This window comes from Anaerotignum lactatifermentans, assembly GCF_014982935.1.
Taxonomy (GTDB): Bacteria; Bacillota; Clostridia; order Lachnospirales; family Anaerotignaceae; genus Anaerotignum; species Anaerotignum lactatifermentans.
Genome location: NZ_JADCKK010000073.1, coordinates 1 through 10,999 on the forward strand (window position 1 = coordinate 1; position 10,999 = coordinate 10,999).

The 10,999-nt window shown below is 47.2% G+C and carries 9 protein-coding genes and 1 pseudogene; 8 read left to right on the top strand and 2 right to left on the bottom strand.

Annotation, left to right across the window (positions count from 1 at the left end; all coding sequences use genetic code 11):
- Positions 1-145 precede the first annotated feature (145 nt).
- Together INF29_RS12745 and INF29_RS12750 are read right to left on the bottom strand one after the other, a co-directional pair.
- Positions 146-595, bottom strand: a complete 450-nt coding sequence (locus tag INF29_RS12745) for a DUF2975 domain-containing protein (protein ID WP_193487027.1) — start codon at positions 593-595, stop codon at positions 146-148.
- 21 nt (positions 596-616) lie between these two features.
- Entirely contained in the window at positions 617-1,519 is a 903-nt protein-coding gene (locus INF29_RS12750) for a hypothetical protein (RefSeq protein WP_087990109.1), read from the bottom strand.
- A 208-nt stretch (positions 1,520-1,727) separates the two neighbouring features.
- On the opposite strand from INF29_RS12750, the gene INF29_RS12755 reads away from it, so the two are divergent.
- The 8 genes and pseudogenes from INF29_RS12755 to INF29_RS14975 all read left to right on the top strand — a co-directional run bounded on the left by INF29_RS12755 (position 1,728) and on the right by INF29_RS14975 (position 10,847).
- Positions 1,728-2,117 carry a GntR family transcriptional regulator gene (locus INF29_RS12755; RefSeq protein ID WP_084730731.1) on the top strand — a complete coding sequence of 130 codons (390 nt, stop codon included), beginning with the start codon at positions 1,728-1,730 and terminating at the stop codon, positions 2,115-2,117.
- Positions 2,114-2,941: a hypothetical protein gene (locus tag INF29_RS12760; RefSeq protein WP_193487029.1), complete on the top strand. Its 828-nt coding sequence runs from the start codon at positions 2,114-2,116 to the stop codon at positions 2,939-2,941. The genes INF29_RS12755 and INF29_RS12760 overlap by 4 nt, the downstream gene beginning before the upstream one ends.
- 15 nt (positions 2,942-2,956) lie before the next feature.
- Entirely contained in the window at positions 2,957-4,417 is a 1,461-nt protein-coding gene (locus tag INF29_RS12765) for a hypothetical protein (RefSeq protein WP_193487031.1), read from the top strand.
- Entirely contained in the window at positions 4,414-5,922 is a 1,509-nt protein-coding gene (locus tag INF29_RS12770) for a hypothetical protein (RefSeq protein ID WP_193487033.1), read from the top strand. The genes INF29_RS12765 and INF29_RS12770 overlap by 4 nt, the downstream gene beginning before the upstream one ends.
- Positions 5,892-7,442 (top strand): hypothetical protein, encoded by a 1,551-nt coding sequence (locus tag INF29_RS12775; RefSeq protein ID WP_193487035.1) that lies wholly within the window; start codon positions 5,892-5,894, stop codon positions 7,440-7,442. Before INF29_RS12770 ends, INF29_RS12775 begins: the two co-directional genes overlap by 31 nt.
- Positions 7,439-8,179, top strand: coding sequence for an ATP-binding cassette domain-containing protein (locus INF29_RS12780; protein ID WP_193487037.1), 741 nt, complete (start codon positions 7,439-7,441; stop codon positions 8,177-8,179). Before INF29_RS12775 ends, INF29_RS12780 begins: the two co-directional genes overlap by 4 nt.
- Before the next feature lie 280 nt (positions 8,180-8,459).
- Positions 8,460-10,699, top strand: a pseudogene (feoB, locus tag INF29_RS12790) (ferrous iron transport protein B).
- Positions 10,700-10,712: 13 nt separating this feature from the next.
- Complete coding sequence (locus INF29_RS14975) at positions 10,713-10,847, top strand: hypothetical protein (protein WP_272872662.1); 135 nt, start codon at positions 10,713-10,715, stop codon at positions 10,845-10,847.
- Positions 10,848-10,999 lie beyond the last annotated feature (152 nt).

Consider the following 10,999-nt stretch of genomic DNA (forward strand, 5'->3'; position numbering starts at 1 on the left):
CATCGTTTCTACCACCAGTTGCTTGAATTCTGGTGTATATCGTTTATTTGGTACTCCTTTTGGCATAAAAATCACCCCACTTGTTATTCAGTATATCATACTGTCTAACAAATGGGGTGCAGTTCAATGCGGATTCCAGTTTTTTTTATGCGTTATTTTGCAGCAGTCTGTTTTTGTATCTGTATGACCAGAAGTAAGACAGAACTGCCCAGCAAATGGGCAAAAGCCCAAAGAACATAGCGCCGGGGGCATCATCTGCTTCTGCCAGACCAATCCAGAAGGGGATCACCAGAAGAAAGAGGATGCCATAAGTGATGGCGCAAATTTTGATTTTCCGTAATGTCTGTACCACTGCGCCTGTTTCCTGTGCAGTGCCGTTTGACTGGCATAAGAAACGATAGCCATAAAACAGTCCTGTGAAAAAGGGAACGGCGGAGAGGTAGATGGCAAGGAGTATGGGATAGAAATACTGTCGGTAAGGCTGTTTTATGGGGTCTGTGATGGCAAGATACAGGATACACCCACCGAATAGGGCGGCGCCCAATGCCAACAGAACCAGCAGGATTTTCAAAAGCCGATTTCTCAGATTGCCCATGTTCTCCCTTCTTTCCTGTGATTATTCCACGTTGGTGATGACCATAGCCGCGTCTTTGCTTTCCTGTGTGTAGGTGAATGTGATGGCGTCGCCTACGTTATATTCCTGCAGTTTGGATGCCACATTGCTGTCGGTGAACTGGTAAGCGTTGACAGTGCCGTCGGGCAGTGTCATTTCTGCTGTATGTCCATCGGAAAGTCCGTTGTAAACGGCATTCACTGTGATTTCATTGGAAGCCGTTTCGGAAGATGTGGTGCCGGAAGTCTGGCTGTCACCTTCGTTTTCTGTGGTTTCAATAGGTGTTACGCTGGCAACGCTGTAAAGGTACATAGGATCAGAGATGCCGTCAGCGTATGTGTTATTGGTCATGGTAACGGTCCAGGAACCGATGATGTCCTGATCTTCCATAAGGGAAACCAGATCTGCCTGTACAGTCACAACGCCGTCTTCTTCGCCTTTGAATGTCAGTTTGGTTTCTGCCAGACCGATGTCGCCTCTGCCAAAGGTGTAGGCGTCTGTGCTTTCATCATAAGTCACACGACCGGAAAGGCTGTCGGGCAGTTCCAGCAGGTCGTCATAGTCTGCAAAAAGGGCAATAGCCAATTCCTGAACGGCTTTGCTGGGCAGTGTGATGGAATCATCGGTCACTTCTGCCAGCTGATGTTCACTGCCATACTGTCCTGCGAAATACGCAAGGGATGTCCAGAAAAATTCAGGGTTCTGGGGGTCATATTCCATATTGTTTTCCAACATGCACCGCACCAGAGAGTCTACAGGCGCTGTCATGTCGTCAACGGCTTGTGCCTGCTGTTCAGCGGTCATTTCCTGTGTTTGTGGGGGTTCTTCGGTTTCTGTATTGGCGGTGCAGGCAGCGGTGCCCAGCATCAGCATGCAGACAACCAGAGAAGATGTCAGTCGTTTCATATGTATTCCTCCTTTGGAATCTATCACAAAATAACAATTGTCTTTATTTTATATTATCAGTATATACAATCATTATAAATAAAATATGACGAAAGTCTTTCTTTTTTTTGAATTTTCTAAAATTTGTTGACAGAAAAGTGTATGATTGCTATCATACAGTTAAGAAGTGTATGATAAGCATAGTACACTTGAAAGGAGGTGACAGACGGTGGTGAATTTTTCTGATCTGCAGCTGCATGATATGGAGCCGGTCTATGTGCAGATTGTGCGGCATTTGAAACGGGCAATTTTTCTGGGGGAAGCGGCTGTGGGAGAAAGCCTGCCTTCCAGAAGGGAACTGGCGGCGCAGCTTTGCATCAATCCTAACACAGCCCAGAAAGCTTTTCGGCTCATGGAGGAAGAAGGGCTCATACAGACGCCGAAAAACGCAGCCAGCACGGTTTTTTATGATGAAGAAACATTGGGCAGAATCCGGCAGGAGATGACGGGAGATCTGGTACGGCAATTTGTGGCAGAAGCCAAGGAAAACCGTCTGACGCTGGCAGAAGTGATGAAAATGGTAGAGGAAGCATGGCAGGAAAGAGGGGAAAATGTATGAAACAAACAGCATTGCTCAGCGGATATGTATTTCAGTGGAACATGAAAAAAGGAGGATGGGCAGTTTATGTCTTTTCCATTCTGGCAGGGGTCATCACTGCCGTTTATCGCGGGTACGCGGGAATGGCAGGAGAAACATCTCCTTATCTGGCAAAGGGATTTTTGCCCTATGAGCTCATCATCGACCAAAGTATGATTCCGCTTTTCTTTGGCATAGGACTTTTGGCGCTGCTGTTTTTGCAGTTTTTGCAGCTGCGGAAATACCAGCGGGAAGGCAAAGGGATTTATACCTTCCTGACATTGCCCATGAAAGGGACGCAGGTGGCAAATGCCTTTTTGCTTCAGTCTTTGGCAATGGTTTTTCTGTACTATGCTCTGTGGCTCATGGTCATTGTGGTCATGTATTTTCCCATGATGCATTGGATGGTAAGTCTGGCTGCAAAACAGGAATTTCTGATGAACGACGGCAGCATTTTGACAGGCATCGACGCCACACGGCACAATGGGCTGTTTCTGGCCTTTCTGCGCAGTGAGTTTTTGGGTATCATTTACAGCTTGGATTGGAAAAATATGATGTGTGCACTGTTCCTGCTGTTTTTTGCAGGTGTGTGGATTGTATCCGTCAGCATGCAGAGAGCCATTGGGCTGACAGGTATTTTTATCTGTGCTGCAGGGCTGATGATTCCTTTGGCGCTGTATTTGCAGGGACACAGTGCAGGGGAGATGAGCAATATTCTGCTGACTGGAAGCATCCTTCTTCTTGCTGTAGGTATTTGGCTCATTTTCCGATTGCAGGCGGATTTTCGGGAACCTCTTGCGAAATAGAAAGGAGGAAGTGCGATGAAAAAATGGATGGCATATCTTCCTTTGGGACTGCTTTGCGGTTCTTTGGTGGTAATCGGCGGTATCTGGGGAAGCGTCTGGAATCACACTTGGAGCGGACAGTTGGAATTGCGGCATCTGAAGGGGGATCAGAGCGCATTAGCAGATTTGAATATACAGTTTGGGATCACCGATGCGAGGCAGAGATGGAATTTTTCCATCAAGGATGGCGCTTTGCAGAAAGAATCCTTTACCCTGTCCTATGAAGAACCTGTTTATGGCTCTGGGGAAACCATAGGAAATTGGAAAGACGGCACCATGCAGGTGTGGAATGAGGATGTGACGTTTCAGCCTGCGGCAGACAGTAAAATAGAAAATCTGGATATGGTGGATTTGAGTCTGTTGAAGGAGGATGTTTACATTTCTCCAGAGCTTTATGACGATGAGGGAAATCTTCATGGCACCACCTGTATTTATGACAAAGGTCAGCTTGTACTGAATATGGACATGGAAGCGGTGCAGAAGAAAGGCAAGGCTTTTCGCAGTTGGTCATGCGAAATCCCTACCCATTTGCAGTATACACCGGAAAAACCATTGGCACATATTCAGATTGAAAATGAGAATCGCTCTATGACATATAGAAATTATGCGTGGAGTGGCATAGATGTTCTGAGTGTATGGTCTGAAAGTCAGGAAATGCTTTATGCCACAGTCAGAACAAATGCGGATTGCAGTGGGAGCATTGGACTGTATTGTCTGGGACCTCGTCAGGAGGAATCCTTCAAAGATGCCAATAGCACAACACATCCGGTAAAAAAAGAACCTGTTGCCACATTGGCAGAAATCCCTGTCAGCGAAAGTCGTTGGGTATTAGGACTGGAAGATGTAGGAGAAGGACTGCTGGTGTTCATCGGGGAGCCAGATAAGGTGACAGTGGAACTGTATGGCTACGACGGAACTCTTTTGGACAGCAATACAATGCCGTCAGAAGAACCTGTACACGAAATCGAGATACAGCAGACCAAATGGAAAGACGGCAGAGGCGTGTTTGTAGAAGGTTCCCAGAAAACAGGTGAAAATGAATACTATGTACATTTCTTCACTGGTTACTGGTTGGAAAATGGTACGGTGAAACCTGTTTATCAGGGACATGGCGAGTGGACGGCAGTGGGGAAGGAAAAGGTGCTGACCATGACCCGGACAATGGATGAATGGGATGGAAAGGCAGAGCCTATTCGAGGCAATACCATGAATGGCTTTAAGATTTCTGTCTATGATATCACGGAAGACCCTGCCGGTAAGGAAGTTTATTGTGGAGAGCTGGAAACAGACATAGATGAGGACTCATTGGAGTTCTTCAACTATTTCACCACAAAAGCGTACAAACAGAACGTGGAGCGTCAGACGCTGAAAAGCACCAGCAGCAGTCGTCAACTGGATGTGTTTTCTGTAACAGAGAGCGCGGGTGATTCTGTATGAGAAAATGGAAGATCTATTTTCCGCTGGTTTCTTTCTGCGGCAGTCTGCTGGTGATTTGTATCATCTGGGGAATTGTTCGTGGCAGTGTATGGAATGGACAAATGGAACTGAGGCATCTGGAGGGGGACGAGGGTGCCTTGGCGGACTTCACCCTAAAAGGAAAAATTGCTGATTCCCAGAATACATGGAATTTTTCCATAGAAGATGGCAAGCTGGAAAAAAACAGCTTTCATATGGGGTCAGGAACGGAAACGGCATATCACGTAGAACGAACAGTCGGTGCGTGGAAAGAAGGAGAGCTGAGTGTTTGGAGCAGTTATGGTACCTTCGTGCCTGCGGCAGACAGTCAGGTAGAAACCAAAGATACAGTGGATTTGACTGTGCTGAAAGGCAATACTCATTTTCCCAGCGATGCTTATCAAACAGACGGCACTTTGCATGGTACCACGACGGTTTTTGACAAAGGGCAGGCAGTATTTCAACTGGAGATACATGCCAGAGCCGATGGAGGCACCAAGTACAGACAGTGGAATTACGAGATTCCAACGAATTTGGTGTATACGCCGGATAAACCGCTGGCAGAAGTCTGTGTGAAAAACGGGAAGGACTACAGAGATACCCAAAGCAGTGAATTGTGGATAAGGGAAGCACCTGTGCTTGTATGGTCCAAGGAGCGGCAAATGCTTTACGGCACCATGACAACAAACAAATATTGCAGCGGCAGTATGGGGCTGTACTGTTTTGGCCCCAATCCGGCAGAGGATTATACATCCACTTCTGAAGAAGAACAGACAATGACAGAACCCTTTGCCACATTGGCAGAAATTCCCGTCAGCGAGAACCGTTTGGTTTTGGGGCTGGAAGATGTGAAGGAAGGGCTGCTTTTATTCATCGGGGAAGCCGATGGGCTTACCATGGAGCTTTACAGCTATGACGGTGTACTTTTGGACCGTGTGAAACAGCAAACAGAAGCGTCTGTTGATGAATTGCAGATACAGCAGACGGACTGGGAAGATGGCAGAGGAATCTATGTCATCGGAAGCCACGAAATAGATGATAATGCACATTATGTCCATTTGTTCGCTGGATATTGGGTGGAAGATGGCAAAATCACAGCTGTTTATCTGCCGGAAAGCAGTCATGGAGATGTGACTTATGGGGTAGTGGGGAAAGACCGCGTATTGACCGTCGGTTCCTTCCAAGAACTGTGGGATGGAAAGGCAGAGATGGAAGAAATATATACTTTGAACGCTCTGGAACTGCGTGTGTATGACGTCAGCGAAGATCCTGCCGGCAGAATGATTTACCATGGAAAGTTGGAAACGGATATTGATGAGGACGCGCTGGAAGTTCTCATGTCCTGTGAAACGGCAAAAGGAAGAAAAAGCATTCAGGAGCAGAATTCAAGGGGAACAACCGGATGGAGACGTTATCTGATGGTTGAGGATATTTCGGGCAAAGGAGGAGAAACAGTATGGGAAGAAGGTTCATGGTACCAATATTGATTGGGTGTTCTTTGCTGGTGTCTGTAGGAATGGTGGCTGGTATCTGGCAGATGCGGTATCGGGAAAATCTGTATCTGCAGGATATGGAAGGAGATCAGGCAGCGCTGGCGTCTTATACCGTAACAGGCGTACTGGATGATTTCTCCCATGAAATTGGGTTTTCGCTGAAACGGGGGGAATGGCAGACGGACTTTTCACCGGATACGGAAAATCTGCGCAACGAGGAGCCAGAAGAATGGCAAGTGGACCTACAAGAGGAAAACTGGTATTTCCAGCTGGATGATTATGCATGGGAAGATATACTGCCTTTGGAAGGAACGGAGATTCAGGCAACAGCAGGCAAACCGGATACCAGAGAAGAATTGGCGCAGGTACAGAAAGAATATGCCTATCCAGATAATATCTGGACGAACGGAGATGATTTTACATCTGGCAGTGTTACGTTCTGGAATGGGCAGTATGTGATGCGGCAGGAGGTCTACTTCAGCGAGAAACCGGGCAGTACCATAAATCCTACGTTCACACAGGATAAACAAGGGAATATTCTGGGGGAGGTGGAAGGATATGCCTGTCGAGGGCTTTGTATCCCCTTGTCATTAAATTGTTCTGGTAAGATTACCATGGAATGGATGCCCGCTGATGAAGCGGAAAGTGGTTATATCCATTATCAGGGAAGCAGCAGTCTGCATGATGGGTTTTGGATGGCAGATGACGCTGTGATAGGGGATAGGCTTTATCTGACATTTCCAACAGATATTCAGGACAGTGGGACCATGGGCATCTATGCCTTTGATTTGCAGGAGGTTTATGACAGCGGCAATCCCTATGTGACAAAAATGGTGACAGAGCCTTGTCTGGTATTTGGGGAAAGTGCTGTAGACCATCGGCATCAGGTGTTGGGGCTGGAACGTGTGGGAGACAAACTCCTGCTGATGAAACGAGCGGAAAATCAGGGCATTGTGGAACTGTATGACACCGAGGGGAATCTGCTGGACAAAGAGGAGATTTCTTTTGCCAGACCCTTTACCGGTGTAGAGGCAGAGGTTTCCGCTTGGGAAGATGGGGCTTCCCTGATTCTTTCCTGGAGTGGTCAATCAGATACCTATGGCAGCAATGCCATGGAGCATCACGGTTTTACCGTGGACGCAGCGGGACAAATGACACATCAGTTCCTGAAAGTGGGGTATCCCTGGATACAGGCAGTGCCGGGGAAAGGCAGTGTGCTGACAGTAGAGGAACCGATGATTCAGACACCAGAAACGGCTGTATTCTTTCCTAATGGCGGGCCTCAGCCTCAGCAGACATTTCTGACGGTATACGATGAGACCATGACAAAAATACTGTATCGTGGAGAGATTGTCACAGATGAAAATGATGATCTGAAAGGGATTTATGGTGCTTTTTCCACAAAAGAGGCTGGCAGGAAGCGGAATGTGATGGCGGCGGATACATGGGGCTATATGCTGCACAGACGATATTGGCAGGACTTAAAAATCACTTACGAGGGGGAAACGACATGATCGAAGGCAAACAAATCTTTTTTACATACGGATTTGCGGAAACAGACAAAAATCCTGTCTTGAATTATGTGGATTTAGAAATTCCAGATGGGCAGATTGTGGGGCTTTTTGGGGAGAACGGCGCCGGAAAGTCCACACTGCTGCGGCTTATGGCGGGACTTCTGGTGCAGAAGGATAGGGGCTGTCAGATTTTGCTGGATGGAAAACCTGCCACACAGGTAAGAGGAGAGATTGCCTGCATTTTTGAAGAAGGTACCTTCCTGCCGGATTTGACACCGAAACAGTATGGAGATTTTCTGGCGGATTTCTTCCCGAAGTTCGACAGAGCCTATTATGATAAGCTGACGGCATTTTTCAAACTGGAGGAAAAAGCGGCAAAGCATATGTCACGGGGGCAGAAAGCAAAGCTGGAAATTGCGGCAGGGCTTGCCAAGCGGACGAAATATATTTTCATGGATGAGCCTTTTCTGGGGAAAGACGCTCTGACAAGACAGGATTTTATGAAGATTCTTTCTGGCAGCCTGACAGGAGAGGAAACCCTCGTGCTGGTTACCCATGAATTGGAGGCTGTGGAAACATTTATTGACAGAGCCATTGTCGTTCACAAAGGAAAGCTGGCGGCGGACGTGGAAATGGACGACCTGCACCATGAAGGCAAAAATCTGATGGTACTGCTGAAAGAAACCGTTGGCTATGACGAAAATGCCTATCGTGATCTCTTTGCGGAGGAAGAATAGTTTTTCAAGGCATAAAAAGAGAGAAAAAGAGAGCGGAAAAAGCATCTGATAAACGGATTTTTTTCTGCTCTTTTTCTTTTTGGGGATACTTTTTGATGGCGGAGGCAAAAAAGGCAGAACCTTTGAAAAATTTTGGTATAAATGTGACGAAAAAATATTTCATATAATTTCTCTAGGATTTGCTGCCACCTTTATTGACATGGGTTTGGGGCTATGCTATACTTTTTGATGTTAGTTATGGTTTACTTTTTTAGATGAAGATAGATACGAGGTAGAAAATATGACATTGCATCAATTACCCATTGGACAGTCCGCCATCATCACCAAGGTGGGCGGCGAAGGGGAACTGCGCTACCGTTTTCTGGATATGGGGCTGATTCCCAAGACAAAAGTAACGGTGACAAAAGTGGCTCCCATGGGTGACCCCATCGAAATCAGGCTCAGAGGCTATACTTTGACCCTGCGTGTGGAGGACGCCAAAAACATTGAAATCACACAAGAGGGGGTTGACCTATGATTTTTGCGTTAGCAGGCAATCAGAACTGCGGGAAAACCACTCTTTTCAACCAGCTGACAGGCTCTAACCAGCACGTTGGCAACTTTCCCGGCGTAACTGTAGACCAGAAGGTTGGGCAGATGAAAAGCCAGCCGGACTGTTCTGTGGTGGACTTGCCGGGGATTTACTCTCTCAGACCTTACACAAACGAGGAAATCGTCACAAGAGATTTCCTGCTGAATGAAAAACCTGACGGCATCATCAACATCGTAGATGCCACCAATATTGAACGAAATCTGTACCTGACATTACAGCTCATGGAAATGCGGATTCCTATGGTTTTGGCGCTGAATATGATGGACGAAGTCCGCAACAACGGCGGTACCATCAACGTGGAAAAAATGTCCGAAGCCCTGGGCATTCCCGTTGTGCCCATCAGTGCTGCGAAAAACGAAGGTATCGAAGAACTGGTACAGGCGGCAGTCCGTGTGGCAAAGGAAAAGCGGACCACAAAGGTCATTGACTTCTGTAAACAGGGACCTGTCCACCGTTGTATCCATTCCGTTTGTCACCAGATTGAAGACCATGCGGAAAAAGCTGGCTTGTCCGTGCGTTTTTCCTGCTCCAAACTCATTGAAAACGATACACGTATCGTAGATATGCTGCAATTGAGCCAGAACGAATTGGAACTGGTGGAACACAGTATCATCGAAATGGAAGCAGAAGCGGGCATGGACAGAAATGCCGCGCTGGCAGGCATGCGCTATGATTTTATTGAAAGCGTTTGTGCCGATACAGTCATCAAATGCGAGGAAAGCAAAGAGCATATCCGCAGCGTGAAAATCGACAGCATTCTGACCCATCGGTATTTTGCCATCCCCATATTCATACTGGTGATGTTTCTGGTATTTTTCCTGACATTCAACGTCTTTGGGGCAGTCCTCAGCGATTTGCTGTCCCTGCTTATTGACGATATCACCGCATTGGTAGATAAAGGCTTGACGGCTTACGGCATCAACCCTGTGGTACATAGCCTGGTGATCGACGGTATCTTTGCCGGTGTGGGCAGCGTTCTCAGCTTCCTGCCTATCATCGTGGTGCTGTTCTTCTTCCTGTCTATTCTGGAAGATACAGGCTATATGGCAAGAATTGCCTTTGTTATGGATAAATTGCTCCGTAAGATTGGTCTTTCCGGCAGAAGTATCGTGCCTTTGCTGGTGGGCTTCGGCTGTACGGTGCCTGCGGTTATGGCAAGCCGTACCCTTTCTTCGGAACGTGACCGCCGCATGACCATCATGCTGACACCTTTTATGAGCTGTTCCGCAAAGATTCCCATTTACGCAGTCTTTGCAGCGGCTTTCTTCCCGCAATATGCGGCACTGGTGATGATTGGCATGTACCTGACAGGTATCATCATCGGCATCATTGTTGCGCTGATTTTTGACAGAACCGTATTCTGCGGCAAACCCATTCCTTTTGTTATGGAATTGCCGAACTATCGTTTCCCTTCCGCAAAAAGCGTATTGCTTTTGATGTGGGATAAGGCGAAAGACTTCTTACAGCGTGCTTTCACCATCATTTTCCTGGCGACGGTCATCATCTGGTTCCTCCAGAGCTTCGACAGCCGTCTGAATGTGGTGACAGACAGCGCGGACAGTATTCTGGCAGCCATTGGGCATCTGCTGGCACCTGTGTTTGCGCCTCTGGGCTTTGACGACTGGCGTATCCCTACAGCCCTCATCACTGGCTTTACAGCAAAAGAAGCCGTTATCAGTACATTGGGCGTATTGATGGGAACTTCCACAGCAGCATTGGGGACTGCCCTGCATAGCCTCTTTACCCCTGTTTCTGCCATCAGTTTTCTGGTATTCACACTGCTGTATACCCCTTGTGTGGCAGCCATTGCGGCAGTGAAACGGGAACTGGAATCCGGCTGGCTGGCACTGGGCGTTGTGATTTTGCAGTGCGTGGTAGCATGGCTGGCAGCCTTTGGCGTTTATCTGCTTTTGGGCTTATTTGTATAAAAGGAGGGGGATTATGAACCCTTTAGATTTTGTCATTTTGGCAGTGATTGCGGCAGCCATTGTCGGGGCACTTGTGGCAGTGAAAAAGCATAAGTGCGGCACCTGTCATGGCGACTGCGGCAGCTGCGGAAAATGCAGCAGAAAATAAGAAAATAGAGACAGACATGGTACAATGAACTGAACCCCATTTGTTAGACAGTATGATATACTGAATAACAAGTGGGGTGATTTTTATGCCAAAAGGAGTACCAAATAAACGATATACACCAGAATTCAAGAAAATGGTAATAGAAACTATGC

Bases quoted from the DNA above. Each gene is read 5' to 3' on its own strand.
- INF29_RS12765 (WP_193487031.1), top strand. From the start codon at position 2,957: ATGAAAAAATGGATGGCATATCTTCCTTTGGGACTGCTTTGCGGTTCT.
- INF29_RS12780 (WP_193487037.1), top strand. From the start codon at position 7,439: ATGATCGAAGGCAAACAAATCTTTTTTACATACGGATTTGCGGAAACA.
- INF29_RS12745 (WP_193487027.1), bottom strand. From the start codon at position 595: ATGGGCAATCTGAGAAATCGGCTTTTGAAAATCCTGCTGGTTCTGTTG.
- INF29_RS14975 (WP_272872662.1), top strand. From the start codon at position 10,713: ATGAACCCTTTAGATTTTGTCATTTTGGCAGTGATTGCGGCAGCCATT.
- INF29_RS12750 (WP_087990109.1), bottom strand. From the start codon at position 1,519: ATGAAACGACTGACATCTTCTCTGGTTGTCTGCATGCTGATGCTGGGC.
- INF29_RS12760 (WP_193487029.1), top strand. From the start codon at position 2,114: ATGAAACAAACAGCATTGCTCAGCGGATATGTATTTCAGTGGAACATG.
- INF29_RS12775 (WP_193487035.1), top strand. From the start codon at position 5,892: ATGGGAAGAAGGTTCATGGTACCAATATTGATTGGGTGTTCTTTGCTG.
- INF29_RS12770 (WP_193487033.1), top strand. From the start codon at position 4,414: ATGAGAAAATGGAAGATCTATTTTCCGCTGGTTTCTTTCTGCGGCAGT.